The organism is Hyphomonas oceanitis SCH89, from assembly GCF_000685295.1.
In the GTDB taxonomy this organism is placed as follows: domain Bacteria; phylum Pseudomonadota; class Alphaproteobacteria; order Caulobacterales; family Hyphomonadaceae; genus Hyphomonas; species Hyphomonas oceanitis.
In genome coordinates, this window is the sequence record NZ_ARYL01000046.1 from 1 (window position 1) to 21,546 (window position 21,546).

The 21,546-nt window shown below is 56.2% G+C and carries 15 protein-coding genes and 2 pseudogenes; 8 read left to right on the forward strand and 9 right to left on the reverse strand.

Annotated features, from left to right (window positions below):
* Together HOC_RS22990 and HOC_RS18390 are read left to right on the forward strand one after the other, a co-directional pair.
* Positions 1 to 162: pseudogene (locus HOC_RS22990) on the forward strand (IS6 family transposase); the annotation flags it as partial.
* A 433-nt stretch (positions 163 to 595) separates the two neighbouring features.
* Entirely contained in the window at positions 596 to 2,239 is a 1,644-nt protein-coding gene (locus HOC_RS18390; RefSeq protein ID WP_051625087.1) for a BCCT family transporter, read from the forward strand.
* A gap of 45 nt (positions 2,240 to 2,284) precedes the next feature.
* Here HOC_RS18390 and HOC_RS18395 read toward each other — a convergent pair whose 3' ends face one another.
* The 3 genes from HOC_RS18395 to gcvA form a co-directional block, all read right to left on the reverse strand.
* On the reverse strand, positions 2,285 to 3,793 hold the full coding sequence (locus tag HOC_RS18395) for a BCCT family transporter (RefSeq protein ID WP_035541287.1): 1,509 nt from the start codon (positions 3,791 to 3,793) through the stop codon (positions 2,285 to 2,287).
* Positions 3,793 to 5,349 (reverse strand): carboxylesterase/lipase family protein, encoded by a 1,557-nt coding sequence (locus HOC_RS18400; protein ID WP_084146449.1) that lies wholly within the window; start codon positions 5,347 to 5,349, stop codon positions 3,793 to 3,795. The genes HOC_RS18395 and HOC_RS18400 overlap by 1 nt, the downstream gene beginning before the upstream one ends.
* A gap of 113 nt (positions 5,350 to 5,462) precedes the next feature.
* Positions 5,463 to 6,455: a transcriptional regulator GcvA gene (gcvA, locus tag HOC_RS18405; RefSeq protein ID WP_206741609.1), complete on the reverse strand. Its 993-nt coding sequence runs from the start codon at positions 6,453 to 6,455 to the stop codon at positions 5,463 to 5,465.
* A gap of 56 nt (positions 6,456 to 6,511) precedes the next feature.
* Here gcvA and HOC_RS18410 point away from each other — a divergent pair, with 56 nt between their 5' ends.
* From HOC_RS18410 to HOC_RS18430, 5 genes are all read left to right on the forward strand, one after another.
* Complete coding sequence (locus HOC_RS18410; protein WP_035541290.1) at positions 6,512 to 8,128, forward strand: tetratricopeptide repeat-containing sulfotransferase family protein; 1,617 nt, start codon at positions 6,512 to 6,514, stop codon at positions 8,126 to 8,128.
* A 291-nt stretch (positions 8,129 to 8,419) separates the two neighbouring features.
* Positions 8,420 to 10,726, forward strand: coding sequence for a TonB-dependent receptor (locus tag HOC_RS18415; protein ID WP_206741610.1), 2,307 nt, complete (start codon positions 8,420 to 8,422; stop codon positions 10,724 to 10,726).
* 72 nt (positions 10,727 to 10,798) lie between these two features.
* Positions 10,799 to 11,593 carry an SDR family oxidoreductase gene (locus HOC_RS18420; RefSeq protein ID WP_035541294.1) on the forward strand — a complete coding sequence of 265 codons (795 nt, stop codon included), beginning with the start codon at positions 10,799 to 10,801 and terminating at the stop codon, positions 11,591 to 11,593.
* Positions 11,594 to 11,603: 10 nt separating this feature from the next.
* Positions 11,604 to 12,590: an NADPH:quinone reductase gene (locus HOC_RS18425; RefSeq protein WP_206741611.1), complete on the forward strand. Its 987-nt coding sequence runs from the start codon at positions 11,604 to 11,606 to the stop codon at positions 12,588 to 12,590.
* A gap of 11 nt (positions 12,591 to 12,601) precedes the next feature.
* On the forward strand, positions 12,602 to 13,063 hold the full coding sequence (locus HOC_RS18430; protein WP_051625090.1) for a DUF3237 domain-containing protein: 462 nt from the start codon (positions 12,602 to 12,604) through the stop codon (positions 13,061 to 13,063).
* Positions 13,064 to 13,121: 58 nt separating this feature from the next.
* On the opposite strand, the gene HOC_RS18435 is transcribed toward HOC_RS18430, so the two are convergent.
* Both HOC_RS18435 and HOC_RS18440 read right to left on the reverse strand, forming a co-directional pair.
* Positions 13,122 to 13,544, reverse strand: a complete 423-nt coding sequence (locus HOC_RS18435; RefSeq protein WP_206741612.1) for an acyl-CoA thioesterase — start codon at positions 13,542 to 13,544, stop codon at positions 13,122 to 13,124.
* Entirely contained in the window at positions 13,541 to 14,458 is a 918-nt protein-coding gene (locus HOC_RS18440; RefSeq protein WP_035541299.1) for a beta-keto acid cleavage family enzyme, read from the reverse strand. Before HOC_RS18440 ends, HOC_RS18435 begins: the two co-directional genes overlap by 4 nt.
* A 676-nt stretch (positions 14,459 to 15,134) precedes the next feature.
* On the opposite strand from HOC_RS18440, the gene HOC_RS18445 reads away from it, so the two are divergent.
* Positions 15,135 to 16,832 (forward strand): class I adenylate-forming enzyme family protein, encoded by a 1,698-nt coding sequence (locus HOC_RS18445; RefSeq protein WP_035541301.1) that lies wholly within the window; start codon positions 15,135 to 15,137, stop codon positions 16,830 to 16,832.
* A 37-nt stretch (positions 16,833 to 16,869) separates the two neighbouring features.
* On the opposite strand, the pseudogene HOC_RS18450 reads toward HOC_RS18445, so the two are convergent.
* From HOC_RS18450 to HOC_RS18465, 4 genes and pseudogenes are all read right to left on the reverse strand, one after another.
* Positions 16,870 to 18,645: pseudogene (locus HOC_RS18450) on the reverse strand (sodium:solute symporter family protein).
* Between the two features lie 4 nt (positions 18,646 to 18,649).
* Positions 18,650 to 18,913 carry a DUF4212 domain-containing protein gene (locus HOC_RS18455; protein ID WP_035541302.1) on the reverse strand — a complete coding sequence of 88 codons (264 nt, stop codon included), beginning with the start codon at positions 18,911 to 18,913 and terminating at the stop codon, positions 18,650 to 18,652.
* Between the two features lie 59 nt (positions 18,914 to 18,972).
* Positions 18,973 to 20,709 carry a carboxylesterase/lipase family protein gene (locus HOC_RS18460; protein WP_084146450.1) on the reverse strand — a complete coding sequence of 579 codons (1,737 nt, stop codon included), beginning with the start codon at positions 20,707 to 20,709 and terminating at the stop codon, positions 18,973 to 18,975.
* A gap of 98 nt (positions 20,710 to 20,807) precedes the next feature.
* On the reverse strand, positions 20,808 to 21,546 hold a 739-nt coding region (locus HOC_RS18465), incomplete at its 5' end, for a TonB-dependent receptor domain-containing protein (protein ID WP_035541303.1).

Here is a 21,546-nt window from a genome sequence, read left to right on the forward strand (position 1 = left end):
GTGAGATCATCCAGCTTGGCGTGATGATATATGTCCGATTCCCGCTGTCTCTGCTCAATGTAGAAGACCTCCTCCACGAGCGTGGGATCGAGATTTGCCATGAACGCGTCCGTCTGGCTCGATCGTTTCGGCACCTACTTCGCTCACAAGATCCGAAAGCGGTGATCAGAGTCGATGCGAAGAATCCCCAAAGCAGACTTCGAGAAGGGAAATAAAATGCCCTGAGGGGCTTGGGCGGAGATCACTAATATCAGGGACCGGAGCAGCATCAAGGATCTCGGCATTCAATAGCGAAGTCGAAGTTTTCCAATTCATAAATCAGTATCGATTGCTCCCAGCCAGGAAGATCGCTGAAACTGTGCGAAAATGTTTCATGCAGCGGATAGGGCGATCTATCGAGGGCGGTAGCTCGCAAAGGGGCGCTAATTTTTGTCTTGATAAGAGAAAGGTTATCGACCGACATTTCCTATAGCACCTGACAAGAGGCTACACAGGGCCCTAATTTGTCATGGTATTTACGAAATCTTGCGCGAGGCAATGCATCATAGCCGTGAGATCATTTTGATTATCGAGAAGAAATCTGTAATAGGCGGGGATGACCTCAATTCCTCCCGTACTGCCCGACGATGAACCTGATCTCTCCGCGAGCAACCCATACGAAACCGAATATGAGATTGGGCAGGACAATGTGGAGGTGATTGGACTGGATGTTCATAACCCGGTCTTCTTTACGAGCGCAGCATTGGTCATCCTGTTTTCGGCCGTCTCATTGATCTTTCCAGAGGCGTCGAGCCTCGCCATGGCCAACGCCAAAACATGGACTCTGCAAAGCGCAGATTGGCTATTTGCCATCACGCCGGTGATCGTCCTTCTGTTCTCGCTCTCACTGGCCATCAGCCCGCTCGGTCGCATACGTCTGGGCGGCCCCACGGCCATACCTGATTTCAAGATTCACTCATGGGTCGCGATGCTTTTCGCTGCGGGCGTGGGAATCGGCTTCATGTTCTATGGCGCAGCTGAGCCCCTTGCATATTACACGGATTGGGCCGGGACACCGCTAGCCGTCGAGCCCGGAACGCCGGCTGCAGAGCGCCTCGCCTTTAGTGCCACGATATTCCACTGGGGCGTGGCACCTTGGGCCATTTACGCAATCGTTGGCCTTTCATTGGGCTTCTTCGCCCACAACAAAGGGCTTCCGCTAAGTATCCGGTCCGCCTTTTACCCCATACTCGGCGAGCGCGTATGGGGATGGCCTGGCCACATCATTGACCTTTTCGCCGTCGTGTCGACAGTCTTCGGACTCGCGACAACCATCGGCATTGGCGCGACGCAAGCGACGAGCGGACTTGCTTACCTTTTCGGTTTTGAACAGACGCGCTTGATCCAGATTCTTCTCATCCTTGCAATGACAGGCCTCGCCGTCCTGTCCGTGCTTCGAGGCCTGGATGGTGGCGTCAAATTGCTGAGCAATATAAATATGAGCGTAGCTTTCGCATTGCTCATGTTCGTCATTATCGCTGGGCCAACGCTGGTCATATTCACCGGAATTGGGACCAACCTGCTAGATTATATCATCGACACGCCTGCCCTTACCACGTGGGTTGGACGCGAAGATATTGTCTGGTTCCATGACTGGACAATTTTCTACTGGGCCTGGTGGATATCCTGGTCGCCATTCGTGGGCATGTTCATCGCACGCATCTCGCGCGGACGCACCGTGCGCGAGTATTTTTCTGTCGTGTTGATTGCACCTTTCACGATCTGCATCATTTGGTTTTCTGCCTTCGGGGAGACCGCTATCGCCCAACATAAGTCCGGCACGGGCGAACTAGCAGGCGACATGACAAGTGCGTCGATCACCTTATTTGAAATGCTTCACGATATGCCCTTTCCGGAAGTCACATCAGGCATCGCCATTCTTCTACTGATCGTCTTTATCGTAACGTCGGCAGACTCCGGCGCGCTGGTCGTCGACACGATCACGAGCGGCGGAAAGACGGATGCGCCGGTCGCCCAACGTGTGTTCTGGGCCTGCATGTTGGGGCTGACAGCTTCCGCCTTGCTGTATGGTGGCGGAACAGACGTGCTGAGATCACTTCAGGCCGGCACGATAACGGCGGCCTTGCCATTCACAGTCATCCTGCTCGCGTGCTGCCTAAGCCTTTATATCGGCATGCGGGATGAGTGGCGAGAAATGCAAAATACCGCATCCGATTTGCCGGAGAGCGATGCCGACTAATCGTTCTTTAAGATACCGCGCTCATTTAGGAACAGGCACTTACGGCTAAGCCTTTTCGATGGCTGAAGCATCTTCCTTCAACCACCGAAGCAGTGAGCGCACCATAAATACGCCAGCGATTGCTATTGGCAGACCCGCCAGAAGCACGGCCGACTGAACAACCTTCAATCCGCCAATAAACATGAGGCCAACGGGAAGCAGCCCCAGCACGCCCGCCCAGAAAAGCCGATGCCAGCGAGCGGGATCTTCACCAGCATGCAAAGCCTGCGTCGCGGCAGACGCCAGCGTGTAGCTGGCAGAATCATATGTCGTCGCTACAAAGACAGTCGTCACAGCCACAAAGATTGCCAGCGCAACCTTGCCAAGCGGAAGGTGGGCTATGATGGCTGCAATGGCGGCTGGCGCGTCTTCGTGGACCATATCGACAACGGGCAGCGCCCCCGTGAGTTCGAGATGCAACGCGTAATTCCCGAATATGATATAGAAGGTCCACACCCCGAGGCTTCCCAATAGGGACATGCCAAGCAGAACTTGCCGAATTGTGCGTCCCTTCGAGATGCGCGTGACGAAAATGCCTACAAAGGGCGCAAACGCAATCCACCAGGCCCAGTAGAAAATCGTCCAGTCCTGCACGAACCCGGTTTTCTCGATCGGGTCGGTATAGGTGATCATGGTGAACATGTTCGACATCATGTGCCCGAGGCTTTCGGTACCCATCGTGAGGATGAAGCCGGTAGGGCCGACGATCAGGATGAATGCCAGGAAGAGCAAGGCTAGCCACAAATTGGTATCGGAGAGACGCTTGATCCCCCTCTCGAGGCCAAGATAAACGGACACCCCGAAGAGGCCGACACAGACCGCAATAACGATCAGGTCCATAGCCGTTGATCGCGCAATGCCCAACAGTTCCGCCATACCGGCAGAAATGACAGGCACAGTGAGGGCAAGTGACGTGCCTGCCCCGCCGATCAGACCGATCATGAAGATCAGGTCGAGAGGCTTTCCCCATGGCGAGGTCGTGCACTTGTCGCCCAATATTGCTGCGCTGAAACGCAGGTACGGCACGCCTTTGTTATAGAAGGCGTAGGCAAGCGCTACCGAGGGAAGGCCGTAAATACACCAAGCGCTGATGCCCCAGTGAAACAGGCCATAGCTCGTCGCCCATCGAATAGCTTCAGCTGACCTAGGCTCAACGCCAAAGGGCGGCGCTTCATAGTAATAGGTCCACTCGATACCAGCCCAGTACAGAAGACCGCCGCCGACACCTGCCGAGAAGAGCATGGCGACCCAACTCAGTGTCGAGAAGTCCGGGACGTCATCCTTGGCGCCCAGCTTGATATGACCATACGGACCGAATGCGAGATACCCGGCGGTAGCCATCGCACCAATGGCCGCCCACTGATAAATGATGCCGAGATTACTGGCCGTCCAGTCATAGAGCTCAACAATTCCGGGACCTATCGAATTGCTGAACAGGATAAGAGGAATTGAGACTAGCAGCGATGTGGCGACAGCCAGCGCGAAGACAGTCTTGTCGATAGGCTTGCCTGTCATCAATTGCTCCCGTTCAGCGCATCACAAAGCGGCGCCATGAAATCATCTGTAGCGCCCACATGGTCGCCTAGCTCCTGCACAACATTCTGACCGGGCGCATGCACCGGCCACTCCGGCAATCCAAGCCCATTCGGGTTTCCGCTGCGTGCGAAATTGCTCCAGTACGCCATCATAGTCGCCGTCAACTTGCGATCATCTGCATTGGTTGGCAGCCAATCGTCGTGCGTATCGAAGACGTAGGGAATTTCCGCGCCATGATAGACACCATAGGCATCGGCGCCCACCCGCTTGCGTGTAAAGCGATAGAGAAATGAGTCCTTTCCCCGTCCAGCAGCCATGTCCGCTATCCTTCTGGAGGGGCAATGGAATTGCGAAGCCGTGGACAATACATCCGCGATCTCTTGGGCAGATCGATTTTCAAACATGGGAAGGGCCAGAAGCGAGGAGCGAATATCTACTGGATAATCTGCCAGGCCCTCGGCAAGCATTTCCGCGTCCGATCCACCAATGTACATAAGCATCTCGTTCAGGTTGCTACCCACGATGACATCCACATCGTCATGGAAGCGCTCAGTGTCGTTCACCCAATATCCATCCACGACAGGACCGTGGTAATAATCTACCCCCGTCGCATTGTGGAGATCCACGAGGTCCTGCCACGGAAGCGCGCGCGCGGCCTCAACGCTGGTAATATTTGCCTTGGAGAACATCTCTTTCGCCCGCGCCTGAGCAATGTCAAAAGAAGGCATGTCGCCCGGCCCCAGTGCGCCACTTTCCAGAATAGCACGCCGGAATATTCCATCCGCTTGTGGACTTTTTAGCAGGGCATAAATATCAGCAGCGCCGGCCGATTCACCGAATAGCGTGATGTTATCGGAGTCTCCACCGAATGCCGCCGAATTGTCTCGCACCCATTGGACAGCCGCGATGATGTCGGAGATGCCGTAATTTCCTGAAGGCATATCGCCTGCCCCCTCAAAGGGAACAGGCAGGAAACCAAGTGAACCCATGCGATAGTTTATGGAGACGACGACAACTCCCTGCCCCGCGAGCCGGGCACCAATATAGTTTGGCTCATATGCCCACCCATTCACATTGCTGCCGCCATGTACCCAGATCATTATAGGCAACGCTGCCGAACCTTCGCGGCTTGGTGTCCATATGTTCAGATAAAGACAATCCTCGTCCATGTTTGTGAGGTCTGGAATAGCCGCGGCGTCATGGCCGAACCCCTCTGCCACCATCCGGTACCATTCAGGATTGCCCTGACTTTGAGGACACGCCGGTCCGTAATGCGAGGTATCAATACTGCCCTGCCTTACTACATGCGGCTCGGCTGGGCGCCAACGCAGGTCACCTACCGGCGCAGCCGCATATGGCACGCCCAGATAAGCCGAAATTCCAGACTCCAACTTGACGCCTACCAGCGTCTCTCCGCCAGCAACCATCGTTGGCGCAGTGTCCGCCGAAAACCGTGACTTCGAGTCCAGGCAACCTGAAAGGCAGGCGACGGTGCCTATCGCCAAAGCTGTGATCAGCTGTGCGCGTTGCCACATTTTGCAAGTCTCCCCATCGGCAAGTCACTTGGATGGACTCGTCCAGAGTCCGGTTTATGCGCCGACAGAACTTTGCGACAAACGAATAAACTTCGCTTATAGATGAATTTAGCTCATCCCTCTGCAACACCGGGCGCAGCCATAGCGGGGTCGATCAAGGGCGCGAGTGTCTCGTCCTCGGCAATCTGATCCTTCAGCCATTCCTGGAACAGGCGGATTTTGCGAATGCTTGCGCGTTCTTTGGGGTAGGTAACAAACCAGTGGCCGATCGTACGCACGCGTCGCTCCGGGAATATATCGACCAGATGCCCAGCCTCGATATCCTCTGCAACATAAGGCTGCATAGCCAAGGCAACACCCATCCCTCTTGAAGCCATTTTCAGAGCGTGATCATAGCTGTCAAAGCGTAACCCGGCATCCGGATCGACATCATCAACCTTGTTGGCCTCAAGCCAGACTAGCCAGTCATTGGCGGACGGGTAAACCTGCAGGATGGGATGATTTGAAAGATCTGAGGGCCATTCAAGTCGTCGACCTTCAAGGTCCGATTTCTCCTTGTAGCGCGGACTGCAAACCGCAAGCATTGTCGGAGAAAAGAGATATTCATAATGTATCCCGCTACGACGGCGCTGGCCTATCATGAGAGCAAGATCTATTCCGTGCTCCGAAAAGTCTGCGTCCATCTGCGAGGAGTTCACCCTAACCTTTATGTCCTGATGCACCTGTTGGAATGTATGCAGTCGTGGCATCAGCCAGCGGACTGCGAATGTCGAATACATCTGAACGGTAAGGATATTTTCTTCCTGGGGACTGAGGAGTTGCTGAGTGCCGTCAGCGATCCGGTCAAATGCCTCCCGTATGATTGGAAAATACTCAGCACCTGCAGGACTCAGCTCAACGGCACGCGGCGTGCGCACAAAAAGCTCAACACCCAACTGCTCTTCAAGATGCTTCACCTGATGAGAGATGGCAGACTGAGAGACGCTCAACTCTTCAGCCGCTTGGCGGAACGAGCCGAGCCTCGCAGCCGCCTCAAATGCTTTTAGGGCGGTAAGGGGAGGAAGCGTTCGTTTCATAAATTGCAATGTGACATGAGATTTTTTCAAGGGCCAGATGCAATTTTACCTTTGTCAGTCAGCGCCATCTCGGCCAGTCTGCCTGGATGACAGACAAATCCTCAGATGTGCGCTTGGCGGAGGCTGACGCCTTGCGGGCCGCTGGCCACCCTGAACTGATCGAGGCCGCAAGCCACATAATGGCTGGCGCGTTTGGCAAAGCAGAACCACTTTGCCGCATCGTCCTCAAACGAGACCCTCTCGATGTGAACGCAATGCGTCTGCTCGCCGAGATCGGCATGGAGGTCGGTCGCCTCGAGGATGCCGAGGCGTTGCTGGAGCGAGCCCTTCAACTGGCACCCGACTTTCGCCTGGCGCGCGGAAGCTATGCGAATGCTCTCGGACGTCGGGGCAAATTCGAAGCAGCACTGACTGAACTCGATGCGCTGCTCGCTTCTGAGCCCGCGCAACCCGGCTATCTTGTTCTGAAAGCAAACACACTGGTGCGCATTGGTGATCATACCAGCGCTATCGCCATCTATCGTGACGTACTTGCGCGTGCGCCTGCCACTGCGGGGCTCCAAATGAGCCTCGGGCATAGCTTGAAAACTGTCGGAGACCAAGATGAAGCCATCGCCGCCTATAATGCGGCACGCGCCATGCGGGGCGATCTCGGCGATGCCTACTGGAGCCTCGCGAACCTCAAGACCTTTCGTTTCTCGGATGAAGAGATCGATACAATGCGCCGCGTCGCCGCCCGCGAGACGATAGACCGCGAAGACTATTATCATCTCGCATTCGCACTCGGTAAAGCGCTCGAAGACCGGGGAGAATATGAGGAGTCTTTCACTTGGTACCGACGCGGCAACGCCATCAAGCGGCGCCTCGTTGCTTACAATGCCGACGAGAACCAGGCCGACATGGCAAAGCTCTCCGACTATTTTGCAGCGAGCATCTTTGCGTCCAGACAAAATGCCGGCTACCAGAGCCGGGCCCCAATCTTCATCATTGGGCTCCCGCGAGCAGGCTCGACCCTGCTGGAGCAAATCCTGGCCAGCCATAGTCAGGTCGAAGGCACTCAGGAACTACCGGACATCATTTCCATAGCCCGCCGCATCGCGGACAAGAAACGCGCCGGAGATCAATCGAATTACCCTCTCGGCATAAGCGGCCTGACAGATTCAGACCTCACCGCCCTCGGCGAGGAATACATAGAGCGGACGCGCATCCACAGGACCGACGCGCCCTTCTTCATCGACAAGATGCCAAACAATTTCGCCCATATTGGCCTGATCAAACTGATCCTGCCCAATGCGACGATAATTGATGCACGGCGCCATCCCCTCGCCTGCTGCTTCAGTGGATACAAGCAGCTCTTCGCCAAGGGGCAGCATTTCACATATAATCTGACGGATATCGGTCGCTATTATGCCGATTATGTCAGGTTGATGCGGCACTGGCATCACGTGCTGCCGGGCCATGTCCTTCACATGCAATATGAAGATGTGGTGGCGGACACCGAAACACAGGTCCGGAGGCTTCTGGCGCATTGCGGCCTTCCCTTTGAGGAGGCCTGCCTTCGATTCTATGAGAATCGCCGCGCGGTGAAAACAGCGAGTTCAGAACAGGTGCGCCAGCCGATATTCACGTCCGGACTGGACCAATGGGAAAATTATGAACCATGGCTGAGCCCTCTTAAAACCGCGCTTGGCGAAACACTGTGATCCTACAAGCAATAGAAAATGTTGACCTCACCGCGCGCACATCACTTCTATTCCCCCTTAGATAAAGTGCATAACAGCCTGATCCTCGCTTAGCTTCTGCCCATCGCATGAATTGTATTCATGTATTCGTGACAAATCATCTTTTGTCACCGAAGCAGCGTCCCACTAGCCATGGAGGATGGGAGAGCCGCGCTCGCTTCTTGTGCGAAGGCACCCGCATGAGCCGTAAAAAATTGTCAGGCAGGCTCCGTACCGAAATATCGGATGAGCTGCTTCAGGGAGGATAAAAAAGTGTCATACCAAATGTGGACAAGTCGGCAGCAGCTGCTTGCACAAGCGTCAGCATTCGCGCTCGCCAGCGTGGTTGCAGCAGGCCAAAGCGCCGCACAAGAGGGTACGCCAGACAAGTCTTCGACCATGAAACTGCAAACGGTTACCGTGACAGCGCAGAAGCGAACTGAAAACCTCCAAGACGTTCCCGCCAGCCTTCAGGTGCTTGGCGGCTCCGAACTTGCCTCCCAAGGCGTTACAAACTTTGAAGACTATGTCGCGCTGCTGCCAAGCGTCTCATTCGCTGGCCAGGGGCCTGGCAACTCGCAAGTCTTCATGCGCGGCATCTCCTCCGGCGGCGACGGCAACAAGTCCGGGTCAAGCCCCAGCGTCGCCGTCTATCTCGACGACCAGCCCGTCACCACGATCGGCCGCGTGCTTGATGTGCATATGTACGATATCGCGCGCGTCGAGGCTGTCGCGGGCCCACAAGGCACGCTTTATGGGGCAGGATCCCAGGCCGGGACGCTGAGGATCATCACCAACGCCCCAAGCAGCGCAGGCTTTGAAGCTGGTTATGACTTGTCCGTCGGAACGACCAAGGAAGGCAGCGAGAGCTACTCAGTGGAAGGATTTGCAAACCTGCCACTCGGCGAGAAAGCAGCCCTCCGTATCGTCGGATGGCACTCCAAGGATGGCGGCTATATCGACAACGTCCCAGCAACTCAAACATTCACCTACGGCAACATCACTGTCGACAATGCCGCATACGTAGAAGATGATTTCAACACCGAGGAGAATACTGGCGCGCGCGCTGCCCTGAAGATCGACCTCAACGAAAACTGGACTGCCACGGCGAAAGTCATGCATCAGCGCCAGAAGACTAATGGTGTGTGGGATCACGATCCGGAGGATATCGGAGACCTAGAAGTCGCCCGCTTCTTCGATGATAGCGGTCAGGACAAGTTCACTCAGGCTGGCCTCTCTGTCGAAGGCAATGTCGGCGCGCTTCAGCTCACCTATGCCGGCTCCTATCTCGACCGTGAAGTCGAGTATAATGTCGACTATTCTGCCTATGCAGAATATTCCGCCTACATACCTTACTATTCTTGCTACAGCTCAGGCACGCTGGACGAGTTGACCTGTACCGACCCGCGCATCCAGTATGACAGTGACGACAAGTACAAAACGATGACGCACGAACTGCGCATCCAAAACGATGAGTCCGAACGCCTGCGTTTCATTGCGGGCTTGTTCTATCAGGACGCTGAGCACGACTATCTGAACGTCTGGCATATCCCGACGATTCCTGCGGACCGGAGTGTGAATGCCAACCCGCTACTTAGCGGTTATCCTGATGATGCCTACTTCATCACCGATCAGGCTCGAAAGGAAAAGGAAAAGGCGCTCTTTGGTGAAGTTGCCTTCGATTTTACCGAGAAGTTGACCGGGACAATCGGCGCACGCTTCTTTGAGACCGAAAGCGACCTCAAAGGTGCCGTGGGAACACTATTCTCAGGCAGCCCGCTCGTTGATCTATCTTCCGGCGAAAGTGGCGATGTCTTCAAAGGCAATCTCAGCTACAATTTCACGCCGGACGCTCTGTTGTACGTAACCTATTCCGAAGGCTTCCGCCCTGGCGGCAACAACCGCGCCTCGACGTCCAATATTCCTGCTGTCTACAAATCAGATCTCATCACAAATTATGAGGCTGGCTGGAGGACGACCTTCTGGGACGGACGTGCGCGCTGGAACGGCGCCATCTTCAATATGGACTGGGATGACATCCAAATCACCCGGTTCGATCCTGCAGAATCGCCCCTCGGCCTGACAGCCAATGTTGGCACAGCCCGGTCGCGCGGCATCGAGACGGACTTCTCTCTGCTCCTTGCAGGAGGTTTCCAGATCAACGGAGCCGCATCCTGGATCGAGGCAGAACTGACCGAAGACTATATCCGCAACTTGTCTGGGCAGAATGTCGACGCCCCTGCCGGGACTGAGCTTCCCGATATACCTAAACTCAAGTTGGCGCTGACCGGGCGTTACGAGTTCGACTTCATGGGTAATGATGCCTTTGCTCAGGGCAGCTATCGGTATGTTGGCAAGCGCTACAACGACCTCTTCGTCGCAGCGCGCCAGGAACAGGATGCCTATTCCATCGTGAACCTGTCGACCGGAATTGATCGCGACGCCTGGGGTGCAAGCCTCTACGTCACCAACGTTGCGGATGAACGCGCCGAACTCAATCGCAATGCAGCCACCTATGACGAGCGGATAACGACAAATCGCCCACGAACGATCGGCGTGAGTTTCTACCAGCGCTTCTAATGCTCCGACCCTATCCTCGCCTGCACTCGAAAAGCGCAGGCGAGACGATCCAACCGACACAGAGTAAACGAAATGGTTTCTGACTCCTCAGGGCTTCTTAAGGGCAAGCGCGTTGTCATTACGGCGGGCGCAAACGGCATAGGACTCGCTATGGCGCGCCACTTTCTCGAACAGGGCGCAACTGTTTGCATCTGTGATGTGGATGGCGCTGCCATATCTCGGCTGAGCGGCAGCTACGCCAGCCTTCATGGATTTGAAGTCGACGTAGCTGATCCAACCGCAGTCGGGGCTTTCTTCAAAGCCGCCGAGCAAACGATGGGCGGACTCGATATACTCGTGAACAATGCAGGTATTGCCGGTCCGACCGCGCTCTGCGAGGACGTAGACATTGAGGACTGGCACCGCACGATAAATGTCGATCTAAACGCGCAATTCTATTGCGCGAAATACGCTATCCCCCTGCTGAAAGCTTCAGGGGGTGGATCAATCGTCATGATGGCCTCAAATGCGGCCCTCTTCGGCTTTCCCATGCGCTCTCCCTATACGGCAGCCAAATGGGCGCTTGTCGGCCTCACCAAGACGCTGGCCATGGAGCTTGGACCTTATGGAATTCGGGTGAATGCCCTCTGCCCGTGCAGTGTTGAAGGTCCAAGGATAGACGGTGTCATCGAGCGCGAAGCCGCCAAACGCGGCGTGTCACCTCAAAAAATCCGGGAAGACTATCAGCGGCAAAGCTCTCTCAGAACCTTTGTTCGCGCCGATGATGTCGCTGCAATGGCCTTCTTCCTGGTCTCGGATGCCGGCGCGAAAATATCCGGCCAGGCCATCGGTGTGGATGGCCATACAGAGTCGCTGGCCCAACTTTGAACTTTAGGAAATGATGATGAAAGCTGTCTGGTATGAAGCAACGGGCCCTGCTCAAGATGTCCTGCAGTTCGGAGAGATGGCATCGCCCGATGCCGGCCCGGGCGAAGTCCTTGTCAGGATTAAATCGTCTGGGGTGAACCCTTCCGACGTGAAGTCCCGCGCGGGCCTGCGCGGACCCATCCCCTTTTCGCGAGTCATTCCACACTCAGACGGCGCAGGCATAATCGAAGCTGTAGGCGAAGGCGTTGATGCTTCCCGCATAGGCCAACGCGTCTGGATCTGGAATGCCGCCTGGCGCCGCGCTTTCGGGACCTGCGCGGAGCTTCTCGCAACTCCAAGCGCACAAGCCATCCCCTTGCCTGACAATACGGAATTTGACGCCGGCGCTTGTCTCGGAATTCCGGCCAGCACCGCCTATCACGGCGTATTTTCAGATGGCGCGGTCGAGGGACAGACAATCCTGGTCACAGGCGGCGCGGGCGCTGTCGGTCATTACGCGATACAACTCGCCAAATATGGCGGTGCAAAAGTTATCACGACGGTTAGCGGCGAAGCCAAGGCCGCCCACGCGCGAAGCGCTGGCGCAGATCACGTGATCAATTACAAAACGGAATCTGTGCACGAGAAGATCTCTGACCTGACCCAAGGAGCAGGTGTGGACCGGGTTGTTGAGGTCGAATTTGGCGGCAATCTGTCGGAGGTAGCTCCCGTGCTCAAAGCTGGCGCAGTCATCGCGACCTATGGCTCTATGGCAGACCCAAAACCGGCACTCCCTTTCTATGATCTGATGTTCAAAAATGTCACGCTCAAGATGTATCTCGTGTACCTGCTTAGCGAAGCAGACCGCAAGCAAACCGTTGAAGGCCTCAACATCGCCCTCTCCAGCGGCAAGATATCCCATGCAATCGCCAAACGTATCCCGCTTGAGGACACAGCCAAGGCACATGAGATCGTCGAGGCGGCGAGCGAAATGGGCAACATAATTATCGACATATAGGATATTCACTCGTGCAACTGGTTCCGCTTCTCACATTTCGAAATGAGCTGGCGGCAGTCCAGCCCATCGGTGACACACCCTTCGGACATCGGATTACATACATAATCGGCGAGGGACGGTTCGAAGGCGAACGCCTCCGCGGGCGCATCCTGCCAGGCGGCGGAGACTGGATGATCAAAGGGGCCAATGGTCTCGCAAGACTAGATGTACGCAAAACATTCGCCACCGATGATGATGCGCTCATTCATGTCACCTACACCGGCCTCTACAAATTCAATGACGAGGTCGATGCCCGGCTCGCAGCTGGCCACGATTGCGAATTCGGCGAGACGCTGTTTCTCTCTCAGATGCAATTCGAGACAAGCCATCCAGAATATGCCTGGCTCAACGAAACCCTAGCAATAGGCGAAGGACGCGAAACCCGAACCGGCGTTGAGTATCGTGTTTTCGCGATCGACCCACTTTTGCAATAGCCAAAATTAAATCTCTACATTGAGCTATCTTCATTTCCGCAATGACAATGCTTGGAGATTAGCCGGTGTCGCCCGGCTGCAGAAATGATTGTGCCGATGCACGAAGCGCATCTGGAATGGTAATCGCCTTGCGATCCGTCAGATCGAAATATACCGAAACACTCTCCAGATTTGCCGCAATCCCGCCCTTGGTAAGATTGTGCATTTCATAGATCACAGTAATTGACTTTCCGCCGATCTTGGCAAGGGCCGCCCGCACCTCAAGGAGGTCACCCGCGGCCACTTCATCCTCATACGTAATCGTGTGTTTCACATCCACCCAACCCGGGCCATCAGAGGCCCCCGGCATCCAACCGAAGACCTCATTCAGGAAGTGATAGGACGCATCATCGAACATCGCCACATAGTGGCGTGTCGTCATGTGCCCCATCACATCACACAGCCATGGATGCGCAACGCCCTTGTATGCACTGTACATCATGCTGACGTTCTCGCCAGAGCGGGCTTCGCCTGCTTTGTAAGCCTCAAGGTCTCTCGGGCTTCGGCCGGCGATTGGATGCTCGCCCCCATGTTTTCGAGGATTGAACGCGCCCGCTCCACCAATTGCGGATTCGAAGCAAGCGTGCCCTTTTGAAGATACAGGTTGTCCTCAAGACCAACACGCACATGCCCACCCAGCAGCGCAGCCTGCGCCGCCATTGGCATTTCATCCGGCCCAAGACCAAACCCCGACCAATTTGCGCCGTCCGGAAGGTTGTCGACCATGTTCATGAAGTTGCGTGGCGTCGCTTCGGCAGCCCAGCGAACACCCATGCAGACCTGAAAGAGTGGCGGGGAGTCTAAGAGCCCCTCCTTCTGCAATTGCTTGGCAAACCAGATGTGGCCGAGTTCGAACACTTCCAGCTCGGGCTTCACGCCTACCTTCTGGAGGCGCTTCGCGCCAAGGCGCAGCATGTCTGGCGTTGAGACATACACATAGTTTCCGCCCGGATAATTGAATGATCCGCAATCGAGTGAGCATATCTCCGGCAGCAGGGCTTCGACGTGCGCCATGCGCTCCCTCTGGCCCACAAGGTCTGTGTCATCTGTCAGGTCGAGCGGCTCTGCGTCAGGCCCAAGATACAAATCACCGCCCATGCCAGTTGTCAGGTTGATAACGACATCAGTATCGGCATCCCGGATACGATCAACAACTTCCCGGTAGAGCGACACATCGCGGCTCGGCGCGCCAGTTTCTGGATCCCGCACATGAATATGCGCGATGGCAGCGCCTGCCTTTGCCGCTTCGATTGAAGCATGCGCGATCTCTTTTGGCGTGACCGGCACGTGGTGCGAACGATCTGCAGTATCCCCCGACCCCGTAACGGCGCAGGTAATGATGATATTCCGATTCATAAATGCTAATCGACCGCCTGAACGATCGCCTGTATCTCGCCGCTAGTTGTCCTGCGCAAGGATGCTCATGGCGGAGGCTGATTAAACGTCGCCCGCACGCGCAAAACGCCGAAATTGAATGCGCCGAATTCATGGGCCTGTGCTTGCGCATCAGACGGTGCGGCGCTCTCGGTAAACGGCAGTTGTTAAGTCCTAATTATAGGGGGAATTTCACTATTAAATCAAGTGATTCACGGCAAATTCTGGGTCAGAATTTCGTCGCGCCTACCTTAAAATCAACCTGCCTAAATTGACCCCACGAGATGTTGGTTTTTAGCAGCACTAAGAACAGCAGAGCACGCAAGCCGGATGGCATTTATTGCCCCCGGATTCACTCCACGCGAAGCCCTAGGCGGTAAGTGCCGTATCGGCATCTCGCGTCCGACCTGCAATGAAAAGTCTCAAAACGTGCTCGAACGCGATAGATGGCGTCGCGATTGAGACCCCCAGTTCCCTGTAATTATGAAACTTAATTTGCAACGGAGTCCTGCTTTTTGATCATTCAACCTACTAAAAACCTCTTTGCCCGCAGGCCCGCGCACGAAGCCAAATTACCGATCACACTGCTTGCCCCAGCGCCATGTGTTCCCCTTGGTGAGCTTGCGTGTATGATTGCCCAAAATCATTGGGAAGAAACATGCATTACGCCGAATTATTGAAAGCTCGTGAAGAGTTGACTGGGCCAGGTGGCGACTTTGAAATCATAGAAGCCGAAGTACTTGGCAACCGAATCCGGACCTACAAGAATGCCCCTTCCAGTGTTCGGGAATTCTGGCTGTCGACAGCCGAATTCGCTGATCGCCCCTATCTCATCTATGGCGATGAGCGGCTTACATACGCTCAATCACATGAGCAGGTGAACGCCGTCGCTGCCTGGTTGACCGACCAGGGCGTCAAGGCTGGCGACCGTGTGGCCATCGCCATGCGCAACTATCCCGAATGGATGCTCATATACTGGGCTTGCGCCTGCAGTGGCATTGCCGTGGTTGGCATGAATGCCTGGTGGACCGCGGAAGAGATGGCCTATGCACTCACCGATTCGGCGCCGAAGGTTGTCTTTCTAGATGCCGAACGTCTTGATCGCATACGTGAACGACCGGAAGTCGCAAACAAAACCAAGCTAGTCGGTATACGAATTTCTGATGCTGGCGCAGACGTCACCCCCTGGTCTGAGGTCATCGCGCATGACGGAGCGATGCCGGATATCCCTGTGGACCCAGATTCCGATTGCTGCATTTTCTACACGTCAGGCACCACAGGCCACCCAAAAGGTGCGCAACTCACGCACCGGGGCTGCGTCTCTAACCTGTTCAACATGGTCTATGCGGCCACTTCGGCCTCGCTTGCGACACAGCGGGCCACAGGCGTGGCGCCTCCTGAAGATCCGCCTGTCCCCGTGACCCTGATCACGACGCCCCTCTTCCACGTCACCGCCAACAATTGCGGCGCTTACGCGGTCACCGCGGCCGGCGGCACACTCGTGCTGATGTATCGCTGGGATGCGGGCGAAGCGCTCCGCCTCATCGCGCGCGAAGGCGTAACCGCGATGAGCGGCGTGCCCGTCATGGCACGCGAGCTCATCAACCATCCCGACTTTGCCTCAACCAACACATCCAGCCTTACGTCCTTGGCGGGAGGCGGCGCGCAGGTGCCGCCTGACCTAGTCAAAAAGATCGAGTCCCAGGTTGCCACCGCGCGCCCCGGAACAGGCTATGGCATGACCGAAACATGCGGTATCATAACGTCGGTCTCCGGTGACTTCTTCGTCGACAAGCCGGACAGCGCTGGCCCCGCCATGCCGAATTTCGAAGCGAAATGCGTCGATGACATGGGCGAGACCGTTCCCCTCGGTAAAACAGGTGAACTCTGGGTCCGCGGGTCCTCAGTCATCAAGGGCTATATCAACCGCCCTGAAGCGACTGCAGATTCCATTACCGATGGATGGCTTCATACAGGTGATGTCGCGCGCATTGACGAAGACGGCTTCATTTTCATCGTCGACCGCAAGAAAGACATGGTCCTACGCGGCGGCGAGAACATTTACTGCGCGGAGGTCGAGTCCACGCTCTACACCCACCCTGCCATAGCAGAGTGCTGTGTCTTCGGCGTACCGGACGACCGGTTGGGAGAAGAAGTTGGCGCCGCCATTGTCCTGAATGCAGGGCAGAGCCTCACGGAGGCGGAGCTGCGCGACCATTGCGCTACCGTCATGGCGAAGCACAAGGTCCCCCGTTACATCTGGTTCCTTGATGACGCCCTGCCACGCAACGCGAGCGGTAAGTTCATCAAACGCGAACTGCGTGACCGTCTAAGTTCAGAACTGCAGTCCACCTGATACACAGACGGACTGCATGTTGCCTGCTACCCGCGCGCTAGGGCGCGGAATGTTCTTGCGCGACAGATAAAGTCCTCCGCAGGCCCGGAACGCGGATATCCTCCACGATGTCCTGGATTTCCTGCGGGGGTGGCGCCGTTATTACTGACACGGCCATACCAACCGCCAACGACCCTAGCATGAACAGGAAGCCGATCCCTTCGGGCGATACGCCAAGGAACCAGTGCGTCGGATCCAGATCCACGAACTTGAAATAAACGATGTAGGTGAAGGTCGCGACCAGTCCGAAGATCATGGATGCGATTGCACCTTCCCTGTTCATGCGCTTCCAAAAGATGCCGAGGAAGATTGTCGGAAACAGCGAGGCGGCCGCAAGGCCGAACGCGAAGGCGACAACCTGTGCGACAAAGCCGAGCTGGGACGAGAATATCCCCAGCAAGCCAGCTGCAAACACAGCGGAAGCCGCTGCGCCGCGTGCTACTCTCAGCTCTGTCTTGTCATTCATGTCCTTGAAAAGGGTCTTCCGGCAAAGGTCATGGCTGACCGCCGATGATATCACCATCAGCAGGCCCGCTGCGGTGGACAGCGCAGCGGCGAGACCACCAGCTACCATTAGACCGACCACCCAGCCAGGCAGCTGCGCGATCTGCGGATTCGCCAGCACAAAGATATCATTGCTTGGCTTCAACTCGTTTTGCAGTCCGTCAGGCGCATTCGGTCCGCGATACTGCATGATGCCATCGCCGTTCAGGTCTTCATAGGAGAGCAGTCCCGTTTTCTCCCAGTCCTTGTACCAGACTGGTACCGGCTTGCCGCCCTCTGCGACAATAGCCGCAGCTGTCATGTCGTAATCTTCGCCATCTTCTATATAGGTCGCATCATTGACCGTATTGATGAAGTTGAGACGCGCGAACGCACCAACGGCAGGCGCCGTGGTATACAGGAGCGCAATGAACACCAGCGCCCAACCGGCGGAATAACGCGCGGCACTTGCGCTACGCACCGTAAAGAAGCGCACGATCACATGAGGTAGGCCAGCCGTCCCGAACATCAGCGCGCCCGTAATGGCGAAGACATCCAGCTTGGACTTGCTTGTCTCGGTATATGCGCCAAAGCCCAGCCCGGTGACGACTTCGTTCAGTTTGTCGAGCATGGAAATCTCATCCCCACGCACATTGGATATGAACCCTAGCTGCGGGATCGCATTGCCTGTGATGATCAGGGAGATAAAGATCGCTGGTACGGTATAGGCAAATATCATCACCACGTATTGCGCGACCTGCGTATAGGTCACGCCCTTCATGCCGCCGAGCACGGCATAGATGAACACGATCACCATGCCGATCCCGATTCCCCACTCGAATGGCACGCCAAGGAATCCGGAAAAGGCAACACCAACGCCCTTCATCTGGCCGGCGATATAAGTAAAAGAGATGAACAGGGTACAGACCACGGCGATGACCCGCGCCGTCGTCGAATAATACCGGTCGCCGACGAAGTCAGGCACCGTGAACTTTCCGAACTCCCGCAAGAAAGGCGCGAGCAAAAGCGCCAGGAGCACGAAGCCGCCTGTCCATCCCATCAGGTAGACCGAGCCACCATATCCGAGGAAGGCAATCAGCCCCGCCATCGAGAGGAAGGACGCCGCAGACATCCAGTCAGCGGCCGTAGCCATGCCGTTGATGGTCGGGTGCACGTCATGCCCGGCGACATAGAAGTCCTGTGTCGACCCTGCCCGCGCCTAGATCGCGATACCGATATAGAGACCAAATGTGAGAACAACGAAGAAGTAAGTCCAGAAGTCCTGATCCATCATCTCAGCCCCTCAGACCAAACTTGCGTTCCAGGCGACCCATGGCCCAGCAGTAATAGAAAATGAGCACAACGAAGACATAGATCGCGCCGTTCTGCGCAAACCAGAAACCAAGCGGGGCGCCGCCGATCTTCACCTGGTCCAGAAAGTCACGAAACAGTATGCCCGCGCCATATGAAGCCAGGAACCAGATCGCGAGTAATGACAGGGTCAGGCGCAAAACAGCGCGCCAATAGCCCTTGCCGTCAATTTCGATCTTCTCTTGCATAGCCCGACTCCCCCGGCGTTCTGCTGAATATTGCATAGCTTTCCGAGGCTTGGAAACGCCTAAAGATCGCCCAACGTAGACAATGCGACCCCATCGCTGTTCAGTGACACCTTAACATCCTCACCGAACATGATCGTTGGTGAAGTTTCACTCTCATAAACGGGCCAATCGACCAATCCGTCATGGTTCGGGTCGCCGGTACGCGCGAAATGGATAAAGGCATCTGCGATAGTGGCGCTCAGCGCGCGCGCTTCTGCCCCCCCGCCAGACATCGTGTCACAACGATCAGTATTGAAGAAGGCAAACGGGATATCCGCGCAATGGAATGCCATCGGCCGACCATCGAGAATCGGCGTTTGCCATGTGAACTCGTACAGATAGGCGGGCGCCCTTTTGCCATCCGCCTTCCCCTTCGCTTGCCGGATGGCAGCGGCGCGAATGGGCCCGGTCGCAATGCGCGACCAGAGTTCGAAAGGCTTTGCCTGAGGGGCCGCCTTTTGGAATGCCGCAATGATCGCCTGTGCTCGGCCCGGGAAGGCACGCGCGACGCTCGCGCTCAGCTCATCTTCCGTCATGGCCATCGCGTCCGGATTGTTGATCCCGGTCACGAACTCATTCTGCGTAGTTCCGATAATCATGGGTACATCGGCTGATATCGCAGGCGCCGATTCCTTGAAGGGCCAGGCCGGAAGGACTTTCCCGTCGACAACGGGAGCAAAGCTGAGATTGTTGCGAATCTTGCGAATGTCGACAAAACCGTCAAACGGCGCGTTCTCTCGCTGCAAGACGGCATCACTCGCCCTTTGCAACGTATTATAGGGCAATGTGTGAAGCTGTTGTACGGACGAAGCATCAAGCCCCAGCTCCTTCAGAAAAAGGTGCGTCAGGCGGCGGGAATTCTCGGTCGTATTGACCATTCCGAACGCCCCGCTCATCACGGCGGCATTGTGGAACAGTCCCTTCGCGGCCGGCATGCCCATCAGCGTGGAAACCTTTGCCCCACCGCCTGACTGTCCGAAGATCATCACGCGCCCCGGATCGCCTCCAAAACTCTCAATATTGTCGCGGACCCATTGCAGGGCGGCGACAATATCGAGCATTCCGACATTGCCAGACTCCGCATACTTGTCGCCATGCGCAGAGAGATCGAGATAACCAAGCAGATTGAGCCGGTGATTGAGCGTCACCACAATTACGTCACCGCGCCGCGACAGGTTCTCGCCATCAAACGCCGGCAGGTCGTGCCCCGAACCAGCGGCAAAAGCGCCGCCATGGAGCCAGACCATGACCGGACGCTTCGCGGTCTTTTCGAGGCCGGGTGTCCAGACATTCAGGCGGAGGCAGTCTTCCGACTCAACGCTGTCATTCCATTGAAAAATGAAGGCTTCTTCGTCATTGAAGCGGCCCATGCCTTTGTCCTGCGGACAAACCGGGCCGTACTGGCGTGAACTTCGCACGCCTGTCCAACCAACGGGCGGCTTCGGTGGAAGAAAGCGGTTCTCGCCACCTGTGGGCGCGCCATAGGGCATGCCCTTGAATCCGAAAATGCCATCGCGAGCGAACCCGGCAACTTTGCCCGATTGTGTGTTCACGATCGCAGTATCCTTTCCTGCTCTCACGGCCGGCCCCTCATCTTCCTTCGGAGGAGGCGCCTGTGCCACATCTGCGGTGGTTCCACTGCCCGTCGCGCAGGCTGTTGCCAAACCGCCAGCCAAAAGTGCAGATCCCTTGAGCACGGCACGACGCGCAATACCCTGACCGACGGCTGCCGTATCTTTCTTGTCCTTGGTCGCCATACGTCTTCTCCCTCAAGCGAGCACAGAAAATGTGCGCCGAGAAGGGAGCGATCCTCAAACAAGATCGCCCCCTCCAGCTCAGCTCAAACTGCGACGCATTATTTCGTCAGAAGCCTCAACTGGACGCCAATCGTCCGTGGCCGAGGACCAGCAAGCAACGTCGTGCCGTTTGCGGCCGTCGGCCCGCGCTCGTCTGACAGGTTGTCGCCAAACAGCCGGATCTCGTAGTTGTCACGACGGAAGCCCACGCTCGCATCGAAGAGCTCATAGTTACCAATGAGTTCCACGGAGGCGTCTTGGTTCTTCCCGGTATTGTTGAAAGTAGCTGAGGCGTTTGCGTTCAGCTCCCACTTGCCGGAAAGCGGACGGTAGTAATCGAGATCAAGCCGGGCGTTATGCGGCGGCGTGTTGAAAAGTGTTTGTCCGTTACCGGCACGTGGGTCGGCTGCCGCAAACTCAGGAACGATATTGGTGAATTCCGATTTGTTCACGTTGGCAATTGCCGCCAGGCTCAGACCTTCGACAGGCGTTTCCCACCTGACCTCAACGTCCAGGCCTTGAGTCTTGCCGTCACCCTGGTTGGCAAAGGCTGCCAACCCGATCGATGTATTGAACGCAGCCTGCAAGTCAGTGAACTTCACGTCATACACACTTGCCGCGACATTGAGGGCGCCGTTCAGAAGAGAGCCCTTCACGCCGACTTCAATATTGCGCAGCTCATCCGGACGCAGAGAGATGTCGGTCGGGACACCGTCAGCGATCACCGCATCAGCCTGGGCCTGAGATTGCAGGATCCCGCTGCGGAAGATCGTGTCCCGCGGCGTGGTGTAGCTGACA